The organism is Rhodococcus artemisiae, assembly GCF_036327795.1.
GTDB lineage: Bacteria > Actinomycetota > Actinomycetes > Mycobacteriales > Mycobacteriaceae > Rhodococcus > Rhodococcus artemisiae.
Genome location: NZ_JAUTXY010000001.1, coordinates 326,609 through 348,154, shown reverse-complemented (window position 1 = coordinate 348,154; position 21,546 = coordinate 326,609). Strand labels below are relative to the sequence as shown.

16 protein-coding genes are annotated in these 21,546 nt (G+C 66.1%); 6 read left to right on the top strand and 10 right to left on the bottom strand.

All coding sequences use genetic code 11. The annotated features are described in order from the left end of the window. Window positions 1–58: 58 nt before the first annotated feature. From Q7514_RS01700 to Q7514_RS01675, 6 genes are all read right to left on the bottom strand, one after another. Complete coding sequence (locus Q7514_RS01700) at window positions 59–739, bottom strand: response regulator (RefSeq protein WP_330131536.1); 681 nt, start codon at window positions 737–739, stop codon at window positions 59–61. Beyond that, on the bottom strand, window positions 736–3,270 hold the full coding sequence (locus Q7514_RS01695) for a sensor histidine kinase (protein ID WP_330131535.1): 2,535 nt from the start codon (window positions 3,268–3,270) through the stop codon (window positions 736–738). The genes Q7514_RS01700 and Q7514_RS01695 overlap by 4 nt, the downstream gene beginning before the upstream one ends. A 7-nt stretch (window positions 3,271–3,277) precedes the next feature. After that, a complete protein-coding gene (locus tag Q7514_RS01690; RefSeq protein ID WP_330131534.1) occupies window positions 3,278–3,916 on the bottom strand; it encodes a potassium-transporting ATPase subunit C in 639 nt (212 codons plus the stop codon). A 3-nt stretch (window positions 3,917–3,919) separates the two neighbouring features. Then, on the bottom strand, window positions 3,920–5,935 hold the full coding sequence (gene kdpB, locus Q7514_RS01685) for a potassium-transporting ATPase subunit KdpB (RefSeq protein ID WP_330131980.1): 2,016 nt from the start codon (window positions 5,933–5,935) through the stop codon (window positions 3,920–3,922). Between the two features lie 89 nt (window positions 5,936–6,024). Beyond that, complete coding sequence (gene kdpA, locus Q7514_RS01680) at window positions 6,025–7,725, bottom strand: potassium-transporting ATPase subunit KdpA (RefSeq protein ID WP_330131533.1); 1,701 nt, start codon at window positions 7,723–7,725, stop codon at window positions 6,025–6,027. Window positions 7,726–7,732: 7 nt separating this feature from the next. Beyond that, window positions 7,733–7,831, bottom strand: a complete 99-nt coding sequence (locus tag Q7514_RS01675) for a potassium-transporting ATPase subunit F (protein WP_330131532.1) — start codon at window positions 7,829–7,831, stop codon at window positions 7,733–7,735. 478 nt (window positions 7,832–8,309) lie between these two features. Between Q7514_RS01675 and Q7514_RS01670 the strand changes: the two genes are divergently transcribed. Then, window positions 8,310–8,660, top strand: a complete 351-nt coding sequence (locus Q7514_RS01670) for a hypothetical protein (RefSeq protein ID WP_330131531.1) — start codon at window positions 8,310–8,312, stop codon at window positions 8,658–8,660. 41 nt (window positions 8,661–8,701) lie between these two features. On the opposite strand, the gene Q7514_RS01665 is transcribed toward Q7514_RS01670, so the two are convergent. Beyond that, complete coding sequence (locus Q7514_RS01665) at window positions 8,702–9,883, bottom strand: trans-sulfuration enzyme family protein (protein ID WP_330131530.1); 1,182 nt, start codon at window positions 9,881–9,883, stop codon at window positions 8,702–8,704. A 210-nt stretch (window positions 9,884–10,093) separates the two neighbouring features. On the opposite strand from Q7514_RS01665, the gene acnA reads away from it, so the two are divergent. Next, entirely contained in the window at window positions 10,094–12,889 is a 2,796-nt protein-coding gene (gene acnA, locus Q7514_RS01660) for an aconitate hydratase (protein WP_330131529.1), read from the top strand. Window positions 12,890–12,937: 48 nt separating this feature from the next. Here the strand turns inward: acnA and Q7514_RS01655 are convergent, their stop codons facing one another. Then, window positions 12,938–14,647, bottom strand: coding sequence for an alpha/beta hydrolase (locus tag Q7514_RS01655; RefSeq protein WP_330131528.1), 1,710 nt, complete (start codon window positions 14,645–14,647; stop codon window positions 12,938–12,940). 41 nt (window positions 14,648–14,688) lie between these two features. Between Q7514_RS01655 and Q7514_RS01650 the strand changes: the two genes are divergently transcribed. After that, window positions 14,689–15,561: a TIGR03620 family F420-dependent LLM class oxidoreductase gene (locus tag Q7514_RS01650; protein WP_330131527.1), complete on the top strand. Its 873-nt coding sequence runs from the start codon at window positions 14,689–14,691 to the stop codon at window positions 15,559–15,561. On the opposite strand, the gene Q7514_RS01645 is transcribed toward Q7514_RS01650, so the two are convergent. Beyond that, window positions 15,551–15,898, bottom strand: coding sequence for a PH domain-containing protein (locus Q7514_RS01645; RefSeq protein WP_330131526.1), 348 nt, complete (start codon window positions 15,896–15,898; stop codon window positions 15,551–15,553). The genes Q7514_RS01650 and Q7514_RS01645 overlap by 11 nt on opposite strands. Before the next feature lie 235 nt (window positions 15,899–16,133). On the opposite strand from Q7514_RS01645, the gene Q7514_RS01640 reads away from it, so the two are divergent. Next, entirely contained in the window at window positions 16,134–16,589 is a 456-nt protein-coding gene (locus Q7514_RS01640) for a hypothetical protein (protein WP_330131525.1), read from the top strand. Between the two features lie 16 nt (window positions 16,590–16,605). On the opposite strand, the gene Q7514_RS01635 is transcribed toward Q7514_RS01640, so the two are convergent. Beyond that, complete coding sequence (locus Q7514_RS01635; protein WP_330131524.1) at window positions 16,606–16,878, bottom strand: hypothetical protein; 273 nt, start codon at window positions 16,876–16,878, stop codon at window positions 16,606–16,608. Window positions 16,879–16,940: 62 nt separating this feature from the next. Between Q7514_RS01635 and Q7514_RS01630 the strand changes: the two genes are divergently transcribed. Beyond that, window positions 16,941–17,072 (top strand): hypothetical protein, encoded by a 132-nt coding sequence (locus Q7514_RS01630; protein ID WP_330131523.1) that lies wholly within the window; start codon window positions 16,941–16,943, stop codon window positions 17,070–17,072. Between the two features lie 237 nt (window positions 17,073–17,309). Then, a complete protein-coding gene (locus tag Q7514_RS01625; RefSeq protein ID WP_330131522.1) occupies window positions 17,310–21,491 on the top strand; it encodes a cation-translocating P-type ATPase in 4,182 nt (1,393 codons plus the stop codon). The last annotated feature ends 55 nt before the right edge of the window (window positions 21,492–21,546 follow it).

Here is a 21,546-nt window from a genome sequence, read left to right as displayed (position 1 = left end):
GAGTCTGTGTACCGGGAGACAGGCCCGATGCTCTTCCCAGCGAGCGCACACGACCACGTCACGGTTCGAAGCGGTAACCACGCCCCGGTTCGGTGAGCAAGTGGCGGGGGCGCGCCGGATCGAGTTCGAGTTTGCGACGCAGCTGAGTGAGATAGACGCGCAGATAATGACTCTGGGTCGTGTATGTCGGGCCCCACAATTCGGTGAGCAGTTCGCGTTGACCGACGAGCTTGCCGCGATTGCGGACGAGCATCTCGAGCATGCCCCACTCGGTGGGTGTCAGGTGCACATCGACGCCGTCGCGCGTGACCTTCTTGGATTCGAGATCGACGGTGAAGGTTGCGGCCACCACCAGCGGATCAGGTAGCCCGGAGATCGCGGTGGCGCGTCGGATCGCTGCGCGGATCCGGGCCAGGAACTCCTCCATCCCGAACGGCTTGGTGACGTAGTCGTCGGCGCCGGTGTCGAGCGCGGCGACCTTGTCGGCGGCATCGGTGCGGGCGGACAGGACGATCACCGGGGTCGCACACCAGCCGCGGAGCCCGGCGAGCACCTCTATCCCGTCGATGTCGGGAAGGCCGAGGTCGAGGACGATCACGTCGGGATGATGTTGTGCCGCGGCGCGCAGCGCTGTGCAACCGGCGGCGGCGGTGATGACGTCGTAGCCGCGCGCCTCGAGGTTGATCCGCAGAGCGCGCAGTATCTGTGGTTCGTCGTCGACCACCAGGATGCGAGTCATCGGTCCATCTTCGCCGGGGCGGTGGGGAGGTCGATGACCATGGTGGTGCCTCCGCCGGGGGTGTCGGTAGGAGTGAGGGTCCCGCCCATCACCTCGATGAATCCTCGGGCGACGGTGAGCCCGAGGCCTGCACTCCCGGTTGTGCGGTGATCTCCGACCCGCGGGAAGACCGTGAACGCGTCGTTGTGTTCGTCGAGGCGCAGCCCTGGACCTCGGTCGACGACGGTGAGGATGTTCCGATCGTCGGCGATCGTTGCGTCGATGCGGACCGGACTGTCGGGTGCGTATCGCAACGCGTTGTCGATCAGGTTCGCAAGAGCCCGCTCGAGCAAGGTCTCATCGGCGCAGACGGTCGTGTCGTCGACATCGACCTCGATCCGTTTCCGGAGCGCGAGGACGATGTCGGTGCTGCCGCTCGCGAGTGTGAGTATGGCGCGATGGACCACTTCGTCCAGATAGACCACATCGAACGACGGTGCGACGACGCCGGACGCGAGGCGCGACGAGTCGAGCAGATTCGTCACCAGCAGGGTCAACTGATCGGTGGATTCTTCTATGGTCGCGAGTAGTTCGGAGGTGTCGTCCGCCGAGAACTCGATGTCTGTACTGCGCAGGCTCGACACGGATGCCTTGACCGCCGCGAGCGGTGTGCGCAGGTCGTGGCTGACCGCAGAAAGCAGTAGTCGCCGCAGCCGGTCCGTCTCGGCAAGTGCCGAGGCACGAGCGGCTTCGGCCGCAAGCTCGCGCTGCCGGACGAGTCCGGCAATCTGCCCGGTGACTGCGGTGAGGATCCGTCGGTCGCGTGGACGCAACTGCCGCCCGGACAGTAAGAGCACGTACCGGCCTTCGTCGACCTCGCACACGGTGTCGGCGGTGTCGGGTGAGGTCGGTGCGTCGACCCCTGCGCTGTCGACGACGAGATGGGTTCCGTCCTCGACTCGCAGGACGGCCACGCCCTTCTGACCGTACGTCTCGCGCACTTTGACGAGCAGTGCGTGCACGTCGGCGCCGCGCAGTACGGCACCGGCGAACAGCGCGAGCAACTCGGCTTCCTGAGAGACGAAGCGCGCCTCCCTCGCCCGCGCGCCCGCCACGTCGACGAGGGCGGCCACGGCCACAGCGACGACGAGCAGCACGACGGTGGTGACGAAATTCTCAGGTGCCGCGATCGTCAGACTGTGAAGCGGTTCGGTGAAGTAGAAGTTGAGCAGTAGACCGGACAGTAGGGCCGCGACGATGGCCGGTCCGATACCACCGAACAGGGCAACGGCCAGCACGGCGACGAAGAACAACGCTTCTTGGCCCGCGACCCCGATGGTGCGATCGAGCAGAACCATCAATGCAGTCGCCACGGTGGGGATCACGAACGCGGCGATCCATGCCTGGAGACGCCGTTCGCGGCGACCGAAGAAAGCGATTCTCGGTGCGCGCACGGCATGTTCGTGAGTGACCGTGTGCACATCGATCTTGCCGGATTCTCGCACGACGGCCGCCCCGATGCCCTCGTCGAGGATGCGAGCCCAGCGTGATCGCCGTGATGTACCGATCACGAGTTGCGTGGCGTTGACCTCCCGCGCGAACGCGAGCAGCGTCGACGGCACCTCGTCGCCGACGACCTGGTGCACCCCCGCGCCGAGGCTTGCGGCAAGCTGCCGGACCTTCCCCATCCGGCGTTCCGAGACACGGGCGAGGCCGTCACCTCGGACGATATTCACGACCGACAGTTCGGCGCTCGCCTTGGCCGCGATTCGGCTCGCGCGACGGATCAGGGTCTCGGACTCGGGGCCGCCCGTCACGGCGACAACCACGCGTTCGCGGGTTTCCCACGTGTCGGTGATGGCGTGCTCGCCGCGATACTTCGCGAGTGCCACATCGACCTGGTCGGCCAGCCACAGCAATGCGATCTCACGTAACGCCGTCAGGTTCCCTTCACGGAAATAGCTGCGCAGTGCAGCATCGACCTTGTCCTGCGCGTAGACGTTGCCGTGCGCGAGCCGTCGTAGAAGCGCCTGCGGGGTGATATCGACGAGCTCGATCTGCTCGGCGCGGCGCACCACCGTGTCCGGGACGGTTTCGCGTTGCACGACGCCGGTGATCTGCTCGACGACGTCGTTGAGCGATTCGAGGTGCTGGATGTTGACGGTGGACAGGACGTCGATACCTGCGTCGAGCAGTTCCTCGACGTCCTGCCAGCGTTTCTCGTTCCTGCTGCCGGGCACGTTCGTATGTGCGAGCTCGTCCACCAACGCCACCGCAGGCCTGCGAGCGAGCACCGCGTCGAGATCGAGTTCGTCGAACTCGACTCCCCGATATCTCCACCGCCGTGGTGGAACGACCTCGAGGCCCGTGACCTGCTCCTCGGTGCGGATGCGCCCGTGGGTGTCGACGATCGCGACCACGACATCGCCAGCACGTGCGATGCGGCGATGCGCTTCCCCGAGCATTGCGTAGGTCTTGCCTGCGCCCGGCGCTGCGCCGAGGTAGATCCTCAGGCGCCCGCGCCGGGGCGGTGGGTCAGGAATATCGCTCATTGCACACTCATGAGCCGGTGCTGCAGCCGGGCGCCGTCGAGCCCAGCGCTACGTTCAGTTCGGGCACGTTCACTCTCTCCATACCGAGGAATCCGAGCTGCCGTCCGTCTGTGTGTGCGGCGACGAGTTCGAGGACGCGGTCGGTGCCCAGGCCGGTCACCCGCGCCACCCGTGGGATCTGCATCGCGGCGTACTCGGGGGAGATGTGCGGGTCCACGCCGGACCCTGATCCTGTGACCGCATCGACCGGTACCTCCTCAGCCGTCACATCCTCGCGGGCAGCGATCGCGGCGCGCCGCTGCTCGACGAACTCTGCCAGGATATCGCTGCTCGGACCCTGGTTCGAGGGGAGTGAGGCCGCGGGATCACCCGGTGTGAAGGGATCCGCGTCGGCGATCGATCCCACGACCCTCAGGTGGAAGAACGGGTCGGGATCGCCGGGCGTGACCTGCGGATCCACACCGATCAACGTGCTGCCGACCACACACCCGTTCGCGTCGGTCAGGGGTGCTCCCTCGGCGCTCGCGGTCCCGATGCGGCTCACCGCCCACACCGCTGCCGGGTACACGCCTCCGACAATGACGGTGAGCAGCAGCAACACGACCGCGCCCACGCGGAGCTGTCTCAGAAAGTTCGTGGTGTGCATGTCTTATCCCATTCCCGGTACGAGTCGGACCACGAGGTCGATGAGCCAGATCCCGACGAACGGTGCCGCGACACCGCCGACTCCGTAGAGGAGCAGGTTACGGCCCAGAAGCGACGACGCGCTCGACGGCCGATATCGGACTCCTCGTAGTGCCAACGGAATCAACGCGACGATCACGAGAGCATTGAAGATCACCGCCGACAGGATCGCGGACTGCGGGGTTGCCAGGCCCATGATGTTCAGCGCCGACAGTTGCGGGTAGATCCCGCTGAACAATGCGGGCAGGATCGCAAAGTACTTGGCCAGGTCGTTGGCGAGGGAGAATGTGGTCAGGGCGCCGCGCGTGATCAGCAGTTGCTTGCCGATCTCGACGATCTCGATCAGTTTGGTCGGGTCGGAATCGAGATCGACCATGTTGCCGGCCTCCTTCGCGGCGGAGGTTCCGGTGTTCATCGCGACACCGACGTCCGCCTGCGCGAGCGCGGGTGCGTCGTTGGTGCCATCGCCGGTCATCGCGACGAGACGGCCACCCTGCTGTTCCGCGCGGATCAAGGCCAGCTTGTCCTCGGGTGTCGCCTCGGCGAGATAGTCGTCCACGCCCGCTTCCGCCGCGATGGCCTTGGCGGTCGACGGGTTGTCGCCGGTGATCATCACGGTCCGGATGCCCATCGCACGCAGCTGCACGAATCGTTGGGCCATGCCGGGTTTGACGACATCGGACAGCTCCACGACGCCGGCGATCTCGGCCCCGCGTGCGACCACCAGCGGCGTGCCGCCGCGGCCTGCGATGTCCTCGACTGTTGCGGTCACTTCGTCGGGGACAGTGCCCTGGTGTTCGCGCGCCCAGCGTGCGACGGTGTCGGCGGCGCCCTTGCGGATATGGACGACAGTTCCGCTGTCGAGTATGTCGACGCCACTCATCCGGGTCTGCGCCGTGAACGGCACGAATTCGGCACCGTCCTCGGCGGTCGAACTGTGGGGGTCGAGCCGGTACCGGTCGGCGCACAGCTCGACGATGCTGCGCCCTTCCGGGGTGCCGTCCGACAGGCTGGACACTCTCGCTGCGCCGGCCAGCTCGTGTTCGGTAACGCCTGGTGCGGGGTGCAGAGCGGTCGCGCGCCGATTGCCGTAGGTGATGGTGCCGGTCTTGTCGAGCAGTAGCGTGTCGATGTCGCCGGCAGCTTCGACCGCGCGGCCCGACTTGGCCAGGACGTTCCGCTGCACGAGCCGATCCATCCCGGCGATACCGATCGCGGACAGCAGCGCGCCGATCGTGGTGGGGATCAGGCACACCAGCAGCGCGATCAGCTCTATCGGCCGCTGCTCTGCGCCGGCGTACGCGCTCATCGGCCCGACGGCGACCACCGCGAGCAGCAACACGATCGTCAGGGCGGCGAGAAGGATGTTCAACGCGATCTCGTTGGGTGTCTTCTGCCGGACGGCGCCTTCGACGAGCGCGATCATGCGATCGACGAACGTGTGCCCGGGTTCGGCGGTGATCCGGACGACGATGCGATCGGACAACACGGTGGTTCCTGCGGTGACAGCGCAACGGTCACCCCCGGATTCGCGGATCACGGGGGCGGATTCGCCGGTGATCGCGGATTCGTCGACTGTCGCGATACCTTCCACCACATCGCCGTCGCCGGGGATGAGCTCGCCGGCTTCGATCACCACGAGGTCGCCGGCCCGCAGCTCGGTGCCGTTGACCGACTCCTCGTGATCCGGGCTGGTCAGCCGTCGGGCCATGGTGTCCTGCTTGGTCTGTCGCAGAGACTCGGCCTGTGCTTTGCCGCGCCCTTCGGCTACCGATTCTGCGAGGTTGGCGAACAGCAGGGTGAACCAGAGCCATACGGCGATCGCCCACGCGAACATGCTCGGGTCGGCGACGGCTGCGACCGTTGCGATCACCGATCCCACCAGGACGACGAACATCACGGGATTGCGTGCGACGTGGCGCGGGTCGAGTTTGCGGAATGCGCCGGGGACGGCGGAGGCGAGTTGACGGGAGTCGAACACGCCGGCGGTAACGCGGTCGGTGTGTGCCCCGGATGTTCGAGAGTCGGAGGGTCGAGGGTCGGGGGACGTAAGAGGTGTAGTGGACGCGGTCAATGCAATGCCTCCGCGATCGGGCCCAGCGCAACGGCGGGGAAGAAGGTCAGTGCCGCCACGAGAACGGCTGTGCCGGTGAGAAGTCCAGCGAACGCGATACCCGAGGTGGGTAGGGTCCCAGCGCCTGCAGGCACACGGTGCGAGGACGCCAGGGACCCGGCGAGCGCGAGGACGAAGACAATCGGTAGGAATCTCCCGAACAACATGCACATCCCGAGGCTCGCCTGGAACCAGTCGTTCGTGACGGTGAGCCCGCCGAAGGCGCTGCCGTTGTTGTTCGCCGCAGACGCGTATGCGTAGAGCACTTCGGTGAATCCGTGGATCGCGCTGGGAGTTCCGGGATCTCCCGAGTTGCCGAGAGCACCGGCCGTCGCCGGCAGGATGACGGCGACGGCAGTGCCGACCAGCACGAGGGCCGGCATCACCAGGATGCTCAGCGCGGCGAGGGTGATCTCCCGCGTGCGTAGTTTCTTGCCGAGGAACTCCGGTGTTCGGCCGACGAGCAGGCCACCGACGAACACCGCCACCATCGCGATGACGAGGATTCCGTACAGTCCGGTTCCGACGCCACCCGGTGCGATCTCGTTGAACAGCATGTTCAGCAGAACCGCGCCCCCACCGAGCGGCGACATGCTGTCGTGGGCGGAGTTCACCGCACCGGTGCTCGTGCCCGTGGTAGAGACTGCGAACAGCACCGATCCCGGAATGCCGAAGCGCACCTCCTTGCCCTCGAGCATCGAGCCGGCTGCATCGGCGGCGACACCGTGCGTGCGGGATTCGGCCGCGAGAGTCACCGCGAGTACCGCGGTGTAGAGCGTCGCCATCACGGCCAGCACCGTCAGGCCCTGCCTGCGGTGACCGATCATGGTGCCGAAGGTGCGGGTGAGGGCGACCGGAATGAGCAGGATTGCAATGACCTCCACAATGTTGCTCACCGGTGTCGGGTTCTCGAACGGGTGCGCCGAGTTCGCGGCGAGCACGCCGCCACCGTTGGTGCCCAGTTCCTTGATCGCCTCCTGTGACGCGACCGGAGCCAACGCTGTGGTCATCGCATGCCCATCGAGTCCCGTTGCGACGAAACCGCTCCGGTAGGACTGGATCACTCCCTGACTCAGCAGGATCATCGCGATGAAGAACGAGAGGGGGAGCAGGATGCGCAGCGTGCCGCGGGTGAGATCCACCCAGAAATTGCCGACCTCCCCGCCCCGGCCGACGCGTACGAGCCCGCGGATCAACGTGACGGCGACGCCCATGCCCACCGCGGCGGACACGAAGTTCTGCACCGCGAGTCCGGCCGACTGGGTCAGCGGGCTCATCGTGGTTTCAGGAACGTACGACTGCCAGTTCGTGTTGGTGACGAACGAGATGGCGGTGTTGAACGCGACCGCGGGACTCACACCTTCGAGTCCGTTGTTCAACGGCAACACACCCTGGATGCGTTGCAGACCGTAGAGGAGCATGACGCTCGCGAGGGAGAATCCCAGCACGCTCGCGCCGTATCCGTACCAGGTCTGTTCTGCGCGGGAGTCGATACGGCATGCGCGGTAGATCCACGACTCGATTCTCAGGTCGTTCGACCGTAGGTCGGTGTCGGTGGTGTACACCTTCGCCATGTAGTCGCCCAGGGGGACATACACCGCGGCGAGGACTGCGACGACCAGAGCGATTTGCAGTCCCGCAGCAACAGCAGGAGTCATCGCGGCGTCAGAACCTCTCCGGATCGAGCAACGCGACCAGGAGATACACGACGATCACCGCTGCGACCACGGTGAGGGCGGTGGTTGTCACTCCGGCCCACGTCATCTGCGTTCTCCAGTCCCGTGGAGTTCGATGCTGTGGAGGGCGCGCATTATCAGAGCGCACATCACGATCCCAGCGATCATCAGCGCCACATAGGCGGCGTCGGCCATCTCGTTTTCCTGTCGTCGACACGGATCGGCGCCGGTCGGCGCTGCATCACACCATCGCGCGGAGAAGCCCGCTCGGCTTCGATCCATACGAAATCTTGACGCTGCTGTCCGACGTCCTGACGATTTGCTTACGCCATGCCGCCGAGCGATCCGGGTCGGCCTCGAGGTCTTCCCTCTGAACCGGGGGAGCGCCCGAAGCGTCGTCGCCGGGATCCAGCCGACCTCGTCGCTGTTACCGTGTTTCTTCTCGCACCGCTCGGCGCTGCGACCGCATGCACTCGCGGCTACGCTCGGGTGTGGAAGCTGCCGCAGATGTCACCCACCGCAACGGTGCCCCACGTACAACCTCCGACGTACCGGGACGTGATCGCATGAGCAACAACGCACCCACCGCCCGAACCGACGACCCGGCACAGATTGTGTCAGCACGCTACGAGGGCCGGAAACTCGAAGTGTCCGGCCCGTACCGGATCTACCCGTCCGGATTGTGGTACTTCCGGTCGGACGACTCCGACCCCGCGCCGACGTGGATTCCGTCAGGTCACCTCACAGAAACGGATCGGGTAGCCGCGAGCACCGACGCCGGAGACCGAAGCCTGGTGGGTGCTGTCACGCATCCCTTGCTCATCACCGGATTCGGATTCGCGATGGCCACACTGACGTGGCTGGCCTCTGTCTTCAGGTCCCACCTCGATCCGGTGAGTGCTCGAGCGCCGAGGTGACGAGCCCGGCGAGCCGGGCCGTTGCGGGCCGCAGTCGGCAATCACACGGTGACGATTTCGAGGGCCTGTGTGAGATCGGCGATGAGATCGTCGGAATCCTCGAGACCGACCGACAGACGGATCATCGAGCCGGTGATTCCGCGTCGCTGCCTCTCCTGAGGTGAGAGGTCGTAGTGGGTCGTGGTCACCGGCTGAGTCACCAGGCTTTCGACGCCACCGAGGCTCGGCGCCAATGCGAACAATTCCAGGCGGTCGACCACCTGCACGGTCGTGTCGGTATCGCCGGCGATCTCGATCGTCACGATGCCGCCGTAACCTGTCATCTGCTTCGCGGCGAGTACGTGCCCGGGGAAGCTCGGCAGACCCGGGTACAGCACCCGCGCGACCCGAGGGTCGGCTTCCATTGCTTCCGCGACCGCCTGCGCATTCGCGTTGTGCTGATTGACGCGGACGATCAGTGTGCGCAGGCTCCGCGACAACAACGCTGCCGGCTCCGGTGCGATGCATGACCCGAAACTCTTGCGCCACGGCTTCAACGGTTCGATCAGCTCGTCTGCGCCGAGCACGAATCCAGCGGTGACGTCCGAATGCCCGCCGAGATACTTGGTGGCCGAGTACGAGACGAGGTCGGCGCCGAGTGCGAGTGGCCGCTGGTTGACGGGCGAGGCGAACGTGTTGTCGACCGCCACGAGCGCACCGTGACGGTGCGCGGTCTCAGCGAGCGCAGCGACGTCGTAGATACCGAGTGCGGGATTCGTGGGCGTTTCGAAGAACACCAGTTTCGGCCCTCCGCTGAGCACCTCGTCCAGACGATCGACTTCGTCGCCGAGCAGGAATGTGGTGGTGAGGCCGAGCTGGGACAGTTGCGTGGTGAGCAGTTCCATGGTGCCGCCGTAGGCGTCGCCGACGCACACGATGCCTTCGCGTCCGTACTGCGCGAACAACGCGGTTTCCGCGGCCATACCGGAGCAGAAGGCCAACGCGCTCCCGGCGCCTTCGACCGACGTCATCGTTTCCTCGAGCGCGAAGATCGTCGGATTGAGCCCGTAGCGGGTGTAGAGCGGTCCCTTCCGGCGGCCATCGGCGACGTCGAGCAGCGCCGCAGTGTTCTCGAACGCGAAGGTCGTCGTGTTGTAGACCGGCAGGTGCGGCGCGCCGTGGGCATCGGTGATGCTGGTGCCGTGGATGGCCTGGGTCGATTGACCTGCTGACTTCTGCTTCACGCCTGAACTCCGTTCACAAGGTGCGTTCGAGGGGACCGCCACGAGTATCGCGTGGGCCGCTGCGACGAGTGCACCCCGATGCTCCCTACCGTGATCCTCTGACGGACTGCGACAGGTGTCGTAGCGTCGAGGTGACACCGTTTCGGCACGGTGATCGAGGTGCGGCGGTGTCGGACACGCACTCGAGCTGTGCAGCCCAGGAGGCACGATATGAGTCACGACAGCTTCAGCACACGAGACACACTCACCGTCGGGGACACCGATTACCGCATCTATCGCATCGACCGGGTGCCGGGCTCGGATCGTTTGCCGTACAGCCTCAAGGTCCTGCTCGAAAATCTGCTGCGTACCGAGGACGGCAGGCTGGTCACCCGCGAACAGATCGAAGCGGTCGCGGGATGGGATCCGGAGTCCACGCACAACCCCGAAATCCAGTTCTCGCCTGCCCGCGTTCTCATGCAGGACTTCACCGGAGTGCCGTGCGTGGTGGACCTCGTCGCGATGCGCGATGCCATGACGACCCGCGGCGGCGACGCCACCCGGATCAATCCGTTGATTCCCACTGAACTCGTCATCGACCACTCGGTGATCGCCGACGTGTTCGGCACCGAGGATGCATTCCGCATCAATACCGATCTCGAATTCTCACGCAATCGCGAACGCTACGAATTGTTGCGGTGGGCGCAGGGCGCATTCGACGACTTCAAGGTCGTCCCTCCAGGTACCGGCATCTGCCACCAGGTCAACCTCGAGTATCTCGGTCGCGTCGTCTTCACCCGCGAGACCGAGGACGGAGAGACGCTGGCGTACCCGGATTCGCTGGTGGGGACCGATTCCCACACCCCGATGATCAACGGCATCGGTGTCGTCGGGTGGGGCGTGGGCGGAATCGAAGCCGAGGCCGCGATGCTCGGTCAGCCCGCCTCGATGCTGATCCCGCAGGTCGTGGGATTCAAGCTCAACGGAGAACTGAGGGAGGGCACCACCGCCACCGACCTGGTTCTCACCGTCGCCGAAATGCTGCGCAAGACCGGCGTGGTGGGAAAATTCGTCGAGTTCTTCGGTCCCGGTGTAGCGAATGTGCCGCTTGCCAATCGCGCCACGATCGGCAATATGAGTCCCGAATACGGCTCGACCATCTCCATCTTCCCGATCGACGACATCACTCTCGACTACATGCGCCTCACCGGCCGATCCGACGATCAGGTGGGTCTCGTCGAGGCGTATGCCAAGGAACAGGGGTTGTGGCACGATCCCGTCCGCGAACCCGCGTACAGCCAGGTCGTCGAACTCGACCTGTCGACGGTGCGCCCGTCGATCGCCGGCCCCAAACGGCCACAGGACCGCATCCCGGTGGCTCTCGCACCCCGGGCGGTCGGGGCGCTGCTCGCAGGCGCTGATGTGCCGGGCGTCGTCGCACACGTGCAGGAGGTGGGTCTCGACGAAGGCTCGATCGAGTCGTTTCCTGCGAGCGATCCCGTCGCGATCTTCGGTACGGACACCAGCGCACCACCGCGTAACCCCCTGCCCGACGATCTCATCGCAGCCGATCCGCCGTCGAACAAGATTCCCGTGCACATAGGCGATGGACCCGACTTCGAACTCGACCACGGTCACGTCGTGATCGCTGCGATCACGTCGTGTACCAATACGTCGAACCCCTCGGTCATGATCGGTGCCGGCCTGCTCGCCAAGAAGGCCGTGGAGAAGGGCCTGCGCAGCAAACCGTGGGTCAAGACAACCCTCGCACCCGGATCGAGGATCGTCACCGACTACTACGAACGCGCAGGACTCACGCCGTATCTCGAGAAGCTCGGGTTCAATCTCGTGGGATACGGATGCACCACGTGCATCGGCAACTCCGGCCCCCTGCCCGACGAAATTGCGTCCGCGGTAGACGAACACGACCTCAACGTGTCGGCCGTCCTGTCGGGCAATCGTAATTTCGAAGGCAGGATCCATCCGCAGACGAAGATGAACTTCCTCGCCTCGCCGCCACTGGTGATCATCTATGCACTCGCGGGGTCGATGCTCGTCGACATCTTCGAGGACGAACTCGGCACCGACACCGACGGCAACCCCGTGGTCCTGCGCGACATCTGGCCGTCCACCGAGGAGATCCAGGCTGTCATCGACGAGTGTGTGCGCTCGGAGATGTTCGAATCCGGCTATGCCGACGTGTATCACGGCGACGACACGTGGCGGAACCTCGATATCCCTACCGGTGAGGTGTTCGAGTGGAAGGGCGACTCGACATATGTGCGGCGCCCACCGTATTTCGACGGGATGCCGGCCGAACCCGAGCCGCTGCGCGACATCGCGGGCGCGCGGGTGCTGGCACTCCTCGGTGACTCTGTCACCACCGACCACATCTCCCCGGCCGGCGCGATCCGTCGCGACAGTCCCGCCGGACGCTACCTGCAGGAGCATGGTGTCGACCCGGCAGACTTCAATTCGTATGGGTCGCGGCGCGGCAATCACGAGGTGATGATCCGCGGCACCTTCGCCAACATTCGGCTGCGGAACCAACTCGTGCCCGACGTCGAAGGGGGAGCCACCCGGTACCTTCCCACCGGCGAACAGATGGACATCTACGACGCTGCACAGAAATACGCGGACGACGGCACACCGTTGGTCGTACTGGCCGGTGCGGAGTACGGATCGGGGTCGTCACGTGACTGGGCGGCGAAGGGCACGCTGCTGCTGGGAGTGCGCGCGGTGATCGCCCAGTCGTACGAACGCATCCACCGGTCCAACCTCATCGGTATGGGAGTGCTGCCATTGCAGTTCTCCGATGGAGCCTCGGCGGAGAGCCTCGGCCTGACCGGGGAGGAGGAATTCGAGATCACCGGACTGGCCGACGCCGAAGCGATACCCGAGACCGTGCATGTGCGGGCGGCGGACATCGAGTTCGATGCGAAGGTACGCATCGACACCCCGGCAGAGGCGGAGTACTTCCGGCACGGCGGCATCCTGCAGTACGTGCTCCGCCAGCTGGCCGCGTGACCGCGCCGTAGGTACGGACCATTGGCGAAGTAGGCCGATTCGAGCGTTTCAGTCCCCGAGGTGCATGTCGGAGATCGCGTCCGCGACCCGCTGAGTGTCGGCGTCCGTCCACCCGTCGGGCGATGTGACCGCCGCCCACCCGTACGGAATGAAGTCCTCGTAGTTGTGACCATGCCCGACCGGAGGTGACGTGCCGACCATGATGTCCGCCGCCACCTGCCAGAACGTGACGATCGGATACCAACGCATCGACGGCACCCGATCCGCACCCGGTGGCTCGGCGAGCCAATCAGGCCGCTCGAACAGCAACCCGGGACCCCACCACACCACCGGGTCCGATGCGTGCTGCAGATACAGCACACGCGGATCGTGCCACGGTGCGTCGGAGGATTCCAGGTCCTGGAGGTTCGAAGCGAACCGCACGTCGAGACCGTCGTGGTAGACGGGCAGGACCTCCCGCGTTCCCGGATCGCGAGCGGCGACGATGCTCCGCCACAGCGAGTTCGAATTGGGCGGACCCACGAACAGTGCACCGTCGACATCACCGCGCAGATCGACGAGGTCGTCGAACGCTGCCTCGGCAGACTGCGACCCGAGACTCTCGCCGTACACCACCACCTTCGGACGTCGATCTTCCGGGAGCCGCACCCATCGCTCGTGCACGCCGTTGATGAGCGCGTCACCCGCCGCTTTCGCGGCCGAACCGTCGACCAGGAACGAAATCCAGCTCGGCAGGAACGAATACTGGATCGCGGCGATCGCCGAATCACCGTTGTAGATCATCTCGATCGAATCCGCCGCAACCGGATTGACCCACCCGGTGCCCGTCGTTCCTGACACGACCAGGATGTCCCGCTCCCACGCCTCGGTCCGGTCCAGTTCGTCGAGAATCAACTGCACCTGAGATTCGGTGGAGGTATCGGCGTGCAGGCCCGCGTACACGCGGATCGGTTCACGGGCGGGCGCGCCGTTGAGCTCGGTCAACTCGTCGGCCCGCAGGCCACCGTCGGCGAACGTGCGGCCCTGCCTGCCGAGACTGTCCCACGACGATGCCGACGCAGAACTGCCCGAGCGTTCCGGTTCGTACGGTGGTGCGACGCCCGGGTCGGTGCTGTTGTTGTCGGACGCGAACACGAATCGTGCGGCGGTCGACGTGCTCGCGAGGATCACCTGGTCGACGAATACCACCGCCGCCACCGCGAGCACCGCCGGTGCGATCACGTGAGCGGCCGGAACCGGGATACGTAGCCGTGCGCTGAGGAACCGTGCGAACCCGTGGGCCACGCGGCGCAGGCCGCGCCCGGTCAGCAGGAGAACAGCGAAGACCGCGACACTGACCAGTCCGGTACGCAGATACGCGAACGACGTGGTGTCCTCGATACCCATGAGCGCGCGGATATCGTTCTGCCAGTTGGCAGCGACCAACAGAGATCCGGTCACCGTGATGAGAGCAAGCACAGCGACGACGATCTGCGCAATCATGCGGGCGGCGCGTCGCCTGCGCCACCACGTCAGGCGCGGTGCGATCCAGCGGCGCGCCGGATAGGCGAGCAGAATTCCGATTCCGTATCCCGTGACGCTCGTGATTCCGCTGACGAGGCCTTGATACAGCCATTCCCGGGGGATCAACGACGGACTCAGACTCCACGCGAAGAAGAACACCGCAACCACGAGCCCGACGAAATCCAGCCCGAATACCGAGTAGTACGGCCGCTGTTCGACGGTCGGGGTGCCGTCGAGGGCCGATGCGGTCGTCATCCGCCGACGGTATCCCGATGCGGGAAGATAGTGTCGGATACATGACGCGACGAGTGAGTGTGTGGGGCGGCGGATTCTGGCTGAGTCGGAAAACCAGGGAGGCCGCACTCGATGCGGCGCGGGAACTCGACGGACTGGGCTACTCGAGGCTGTGGACGTCGGGTGGGTTCGGCGAGGGGGTGCCCTCCATCTACGGCGAGGTGCTCGCTGCGACGCCGAAGCTCGGTGTCGCGAGTGGAATCATCAGCATCTGGCACGCGGATCCGGCGGATCTCGCGAAGGAGGTCGACCGATTCGAGCGGGAGTATCCCGGCCGTTTCCTGCTTGGCCTGGGCGCGAGCCACGGCGCGGTCGTGGACGCGACCGACGCGGGCCGATACACCAAGCCCTACAGCCGCATGGTCGAGTACCTCGACGCGTTGGATGCGACGAGCACCCCGGTGCCCGCGGAGGCTCTGGCGCTCGCGGCGCTCGGCCCCCGCATGCTGACGCTGTCCGCCGAACGTACTGCGGGCGCACATCCCTATTTCGTACCCGCCGAACACACTGCCCAGGCCCGGGCAATCCTCGGCGACGGCCCGCTTCTGGCGCCCGAAGTCGCCGTGGTGCTCGACGAGAACGAAGACACTGCCCGCGGAATCGCTCAGGAGTACATGCGGGGCTACCTGTCGCTTCCGAACTACTCCAACAACCTCCTGCGTCTCGGTTACACCGAGGATGATGTGGCGGGAGCAGGCAGCGACCGGTTGCGTGAGGCGCTGATTCCGTCGGGCAGCATCGAACGCGTCGTCGCCGGGATCGAACGGCACTACGAGGCCGGCGCCGACGAGGTACCCATCCAGGTACTGACAGCGGACCCGACATCATTCCCCACGCAGGCATACCGGGACCTCGCCGCCGCACTCATCGCCTGATGGGAGGCATCAAGCCTGGCCGGTCGGGCAGACTTGGTGCCTGGTCCAGAAACGGAACGAACAGGTGGGGGAGTGCGGACTCGATGAACGCCACACCGTCGGATTCGTCGACGTCGATGATCCGGTAGGCGCCGGACCCTGCGGCGGTGGTCACGACGATTGTGACCAGCCTGGCGCGACGTTGGAACAGCGACGCTTTCACTGTCCACCCGATGATGCCGCGGCGCTGCAACGCCACGGTGGCTCGGCGCACCGTTCCGCTACGAGCGATCGGGTAGTCGCCGCTGACGGCATGGCCCAGACTGCGGTATGCGTCGACGGCCAGAAGGGGTGCCATCGGGATCAGCACCAGCGCACTCGGCGGCCTCCCGCGGCACGAGGATGTGGTCTCAGGGTCGCCGAACGTGACCATGATTCGGGATCGCGGAGAATCTCGGTCGCCACGCGCAGCGCGAAGCCTCGCGGTGCTGCAGGAAGCAGGACATGGTGATCGGAGGAGCCCTTTGTCGGATCACCAGGTGACCTGGACATCGGACGTACGATGGAACGAGCTATCGAGTGGGAGGCATGGAATGCAGATCCTCGACAAGGCCGCACGAGTGGCCACCGAAACCTCGTATGCGACCACGAGAGTGGCCGGGGCGGCCGGCGGGGCTCTCGTGGGCGCCGTGGTCGGGAGCATGAAAGGTGCAGTCAGCGGTGCTCGTTCGGGAATCAGCAGCGGAGCGGATTCGACACCGGCGGCGGCCCTGACCATCGGCGCACTCGGGGCGACCGGTATCGCCACCGGAATTGTTGCGGGGCCGGTGCTGGCCGCAATCGGAGCATCCGCCCTGACCGTTCGTCTGCTCACGCATCATGACGGTGAACAGCATGCCGAACGTCGGACTTCGCCCACCAAGTCGTCGACGCGCTCCAGCGCGGAGAAGGACGGCTCGAAGACCACACCCGCCAAGCGTGCACCCGCCAAGCGTGCACCCGCCAAGCGTGCGCCGGCTGCGCGAAAAGGTAGGGCCAAGACCGCCTAGTCGTCGCGCGTGCCGATCATGCGAGCTGCTCTCCGACTGCAGGTGGGTGCGTCCTGGTCATCTGCTCACTGATCAGTACCTGCCCGGCGCCGAGCACGAGCGCAACCGGCCACTCGATGAGATCGAGCGCTACGAGTGCGCCCAAGCCGACGATGAAGGCGACCTGTTCAGGTCGGGGAACGCCGATCCGTCCCACGAGCGGCAGTTGTAGCGCGAAGCGCTCGGATTCACGGACCACCTGCGCCAATGTGCGATGGGAGTCCCAGAACGATTGCTGTGCGTCCGCCATGATTCTCTCCTTCGTCGACTTCGGTTCATCTGATGCGCACCCGCGGCGAATAGGATCGGGTCATGTCGACTCCACCGATCGTTGCCGGGCCGGATGCGGTAGTGGGAGCAGTGGTACGGGTCCTCACACCCCCGCTCTGTGAACTCTACGCACTGCTGATGCGTACTGGCGTGCTCATCGTCGACGACGACTGACCCCGCCCCTGCATCTCTGTTGGATTCGAGGGTTTGCGGGGCGCATTCTGTGGAACTCTGGACCGATGCAGCTGTTCAAGGTCCCGAACCACGCCGGGTGACCACATGCTCGGTGTGACAAGGCTGATCAAGGGGGTCGTGTCGGTAACAGGATCCGGCATTGCGCTCGTCGGCGCGCCGACGAGCGCCATACGAGGAGTGCCGGCACCGGCGCCCCTTGTGCGCTCGATGTTGGAAATGGCTCGCGAGGCCGTGGGTGGTGGACGCAGTCGTCGCTGCGGCTCCGGATCGGGCCGCACCTGGATGGAAGTCCACGGCCTCCGATCCGAGTCCGGCCACGAAATCGGTGAGCAGGTGCAGAAGGTCCTCCGCGATACCCCCGGTGTGGAACGAGTGGAATTACATAGGCCTTGGGTTCGGCTGGTTGTCACGACGGAGCCTGACGGGCCCACGCCCGAGGAGATGACCGGCATAGTCGAGAGTGTCGAGCGGCAGTTCGGCATCGCAGGCCCGGATACGCTGCCGGTCGACCTTCCCGGCGACGACGGCCTCCTTGCGCGTCGGGTGATCTCGGTCGGGGCTGCCGCAACGGGGCTGGGCGTCAGCCTCGTCGGCGGCATCCTCCGGATGCCCCGGATCACCGGGGTGATACCGGCCCCTGTGGTCGCGGTGGACTACCAGCCGAAGCTGCGCCGGATCGTCGAGTCCGCGGTCGGAACGGACGGCGCCGAGGTATTGTTCTCCGTTCTCACGGCAGCTGCTTACACGGCGGCGCAGGTTCCTTCGTCGCTCGCGGTCGAGACCGCTATGCGCGTCGCAGCGATGGCCGAGACCTTGGCCGCCCGCCGTACATGGCAGGAGATGGAACCGATCTTTGCGGAGGAGGCCGCAGACGCGGATGGTCCGCCCGGACCGTATCGACCTCGGAGCCAGTGGACCGGACCGATCGAACGGCATGCAGAGCGCTCCGGCATCGTCGGTGCCGCCGCTGCAGCCGTGCTAGGAGGGCTGTACGGCAATCCGTTGAGCGCAGGCAACGCGGCCATCGTGGCGGCCCCCAAGGCAACCCGCACGACGCGGGAGTTGTTTGCTGCGACCCTGGGCCGGGGCCTGCCCACGCACGGCGTCCTGCCCATTGCAGCTACCGCATTGCGTCACCTCGATCGAGTGGATGCGGTCGTGATCGATCCCCGGGTCCTGTACACGGCGAAATTGGATGTCACCCGTGTGCTCGGCGTGAACGATCACGATCGCACCCGCGTGTGGGAATGCGCGCGCCGTGCTGTCGAGAAAGATGAAATCGATCCGGGATGGCATCCGGTGCAGTCGATTCCGGGTGTGCACGGTATCCGGGACGGGCGCGTGCTGGTCGGCCCTGTGCACGACGGCTACGCGTCGGCGCTGCTCGCCGAGGCGCGGCGGGCACGAGTCGAGGTGATCTCGGCGGACGACGACTCGTTGCGTTCGTTACGCAACGGCTTCGACAGGCTGCAACCGTTCTCGGAATCGATGGACCGCACTCTGCGAGACGCGGTCGAAGAGTGTAGACAGGACGGGCGGACGGTAGCTGTGGTGGCCGCGGAGGCACCGAACGCACTGGCTGCGGCCGATGTGGGCATCGGGGTGGTGACAGCGCCCGCCGCCCGTCCGTGGGGAGCACACCTGATCTGTGACGACCTGACCGGGGTGTGGCGGGTCCTGCACGCCCTCCCGCCGGCGCGGTCGGCGAGTCGGCGTGGGGTGCAGCTTTCACTCAGCGCGACCGCACTCGGAGCCCTGTTGATGTTGCCCGGGGTGGCAGGGCAGGGGCCGGAGTCGGTGACCGCGTCCGCCGCGGTGGGTCTGTGGGTGGGATACTCCACGGCCCGTAACGTTTTCGCAGAGCGAATGCCCGATCCGCGGCCGGAGCGCGAGTGGCACGCGATGCCGGTCGAGGAGGTGATCCGCTCGCTTCCCCGTCCCCATGATGTGAGTCCGCGCGATACGAGCGCTACGGCCCCCGCACTGTTGCGTCGGGTGCCCGCTCGCGCCGTGGTTCCGGCTGTCGCTGCTTACGACTTCGCGCGCGCATTGCGCGGCGAATTGGCGGATCCGTTGACTCCGGTGCTCGCCACTTGCGCGGCAGCGAGCGCGGTCCTGGGCTCGCCGGTGGACGCCCTGCTCGTCGGTTCGGTCCTCGCGCTCAACGCAGCCATCTCGGCGTCGCAACGTCTCCGTGCAGAAAGGGCGTTGAAATCGCTGCTGGTGCAGCAGGATCCGATCGCACGCCTCCGTCAGGGATCGGAGACCCGCGTCCGGTACATCGAGACGGCGTCGGGACGAGTCCGTCCGGGTGACGTCATCGAAGTCCGCCCCGGCGAGGTGGTCCCGGCGGACGGGCGGATCGCCGTCGCTGCCGGAGTCGAGGTCGACGAGTCGTCGCTCACCGGCGAATCGCTGCCTGTCACCAAGTATCCCGGCCCTACCCCCGGGGCGCCTCTCGCCGAGCGGACGTGCATGATCTATGCGGGCACCACTGTGCTCACGGGGACCGCGGTAGCCCATGTGACTGCGGTGGGGGGCGCCACCGAAACCCGGCGTGCGACGGCGATGGCGCCGACCGCGATACACGATGTGGGACTGCAGTCCCAATTGCGCGCACTGACCCGCCGGGCTCTGCCGGTCAGTTTCGGAGGCGGCGTCCTGGTCGGGATCCTCGGGATGCTGCGGGGAGCCGGGCTTCGGGCTGCAGTGGTCAGCGGTGTTTCGGTGGTCGTGGCCGCCGTGCCGGAGGGGATGCCACTGGTCGCAACCCTGGCACAGACAGCATCGGCCCGCCGACTGACGACGTCGTCTGCGCTTGTGCGCACGCCTCGCGCGATCGAGGCTCTCGGCCGCGTCGACGTCGTCTGCTTCGACAAGACCGGCACACTGAGCGAGAACCGGTTGCGGGTCCGCACTGCCCGGCCGGCTCCCGGATACACGCGTGCCCAATTACTGAGCTTCGCTGCGCGGACCGGGGTGTCGGACAACGGTGGGCCGCCCGACCATGCCACCGATGCCGCGATAGTCGGTGCGGCTCGAGCCGATTCGCTCGACGACTGCGGGTCGACGCGCACTGCGTACCTGCCGTTCCGGTCCGGTCGGTCCTATGCGGCCGCGTTGAACGGACGGCATCTCACGGTCAAGGGTGCGCCGGAGGTGATGTCGGCCGCGTATTCGGGCGATCATCATTCGCTCCTTGCCCAGGTCGACACGATGGCGGAGGCCGGGTTACGGGTCATTGCCGTGGGCGAGCGCATCCTCACGGACGAGGAGGCCGACGCGGTCGCCGCCGACCCCGGCGAGCTGGAAGCGTTGTGTGAGAGCACGCTACGACCGGTCGGGCTGATCGGACTGTCGGATACCCCGCGCCCTGAAGCGCTGGGGCTTCTCCCCGCGCTGAGGGGCCAAGGCATCGGCGTGCGGTTGATCACCGGTGACCATCCCGTCACCGCCGTCGCGATCGCCGACGAGTTGGGGCTGAAGGTGACTGCGGACCAGGTGATCGACGGAACGGAGTGGGATTCGTTGTCGCTCGAGGAACAAGAACACGCGGTGCGGGAGCGACTCGTCTTTGCACGGATGACACCCGAGCACAAGGTGCAGATCGTGCAGACGATCGAGCGTTCCGGTCAGGTGTGCGCCATGGTCGGCGATGGCGCCAACGATGCGGCGGCGATCCGCGCGGCAAGTGTCGGAGTGGGGGTCGCGTCCCGGGGTAGCGATCCCGCACGCGGTGCGGCAGATGTCGTGCTGCTCGACGGCAAGGTCGGAGCATTGCTCGACGCGCTCGACGAGGGCCGTCAGCTGTGGCAGCGGGTCACTGCGGCGGTGGCCGTGTTGCTCGGAGGTAACGCCGGTGAGGTGATGTTCGCGATCATCGGCAGCATGTTCACCGGGCAGTCGCCACTGAATGCCCGGCAGTTGCTGCTCGTGAACATGCTCACCGACGCGCTGCCCGCTGCGGCGCTCGCCGTCGGATCGACGAATGGACGAACCTCGGGTGCTGACACGACGCGCGGACCGGACCAAGCAGCATTGCTGAAGGTCGTGGCCGTTCGGGGGGTCACCACTGCAGCCGGCGCATCACTTGCCTGGGCGGTGGCGAGCATGACGGGTACCAGGAGGCGTGCTTCCACAGTTGCTCTGATCGCGTTGGTCTGCAGTCAGCTCGGCCAGACCCTTCTGGATTCCCGTAGTCCGCTCGTCGTGGCGACAGCGCTCGGATCCCTCGCCGTTCTGGCGCTGATCATCAGTATCCCTGTGGTGAGCATCGCACTCGGGTGTGTGCCCGTGGGTCCGGTCGGCTGGGCGGTGGGTCTCGGGTCGGCCGCAGCAGCAACAGCAGCCGCTGCCGTGGCTCCCACGGTGCTACGGCGCATGCCCGCGCTCGCGTAGGTAGTGGTCACGGCCCCGTAATGGTGGTCTGGATCACATTATCGCCGTACCCTGG

Excerpts from the sequence above, each read along its gene's own strand:
- Q7514_RS01690 (WP_330131534.1), bottom strand. The coding sequence starts at position 3,916 with ATGCACACCACGAACTTTCTGAGACAGCTCCGCGTGGGCGCGGTCGTG.
- acnA (WP_330131529.1), top strand. The coding sequence starts at position 10,094 with ATGAGTCACGACAGCTTCAGCACACGAGACACACTCACCGTCGGGGAC.
- Q7514_RS01650 (WP_330131527.1), top strand. The coding sequence starts at position 14,689 with ATGACGCGACGAGTGAGTGTGTGGGGCGGCGGATTCTGGCTGAGTCGG.
- Q7514_RS01700 (WP_330131536.1), bottom strand. The coding sequence starts at position 739 with ATGACTCGCATCCTGGTGGTCGACGACGAACCACAGATACTGCGCGCT.
- kdpA (WP_330131533.1), bottom strand. The coding sequence starts at position 7,725 with ATGACTCCTGCTGTTGCTGCGGGACTGCAAATCGCTCTGGTCGTCGCA.
- Q7514_RS01625 (WP_330131522.1), top strand. The coding sequence starts at position 17,310 with ATGGCTCGCGAGGCCGTGGGTGGTGGACGCAGTCGTCGCTGCGGCTCC.
- Q7514_RS01655 (WP_330131528.1), bottom strand. The coding sequence starts at position 14,647 with ATGACGACCGCATCGGCCCTCGACGGCACCCCGACCGTCGAACAGCGG.
- Q7514_RS01640 (WP_330131525.1), top strand. The coding sequence starts at position 16,134 with ATGCAGATCCTCGACAAGGCCGCACGAGTGGCCACCGAAACCTCGTAT.
- Q7514_RS01670 (WP_330131531.1), top strand. The coding sequence starts at position 8,310 with ATGAGCAACAACGCACCCACCGCCCGAACCGACGACCCGGCACAGATT.
- Q7514_RS01630 (WP_330131523.1), top strand. The coding sequence starts at position 16,941 with ATGTCGACTCCACCGATCGTTGCCGGGCCGGATGCGGTAGTGGGAGCA.
- Q7514_RS01695 (WP_330131535.1), bottom strand. The coding sequence starts at position 3,270 with ATGAGCGATATTCCTGACCCACCGCCCCGGCGCGGGCGCCTGAGGATC.
- Q7514_RS01635 (WP_330131524.1), bottom strand. The coding sequence starts at position 16,878 with ATGGCGGACGCACAGCAATCGTTCTGGGACTCCCATCGCACATTGGCG.
- Q7514_RS01675 (WP_330131532.1), bottom strand. The coding sequence starts at position 7,831 with ATGACGTGGGCCGGAGTGACAACCACCGCCCTCACCGTGGTCGCAGCG.
- Q7514_RS01645 (WP_330131526.1), bottom strand. The coding sequence starts at position 15,898 with ATGGCACCCCTTCTGGCCGTCGACGCATACCGCAGTCTGGGCCATGCC.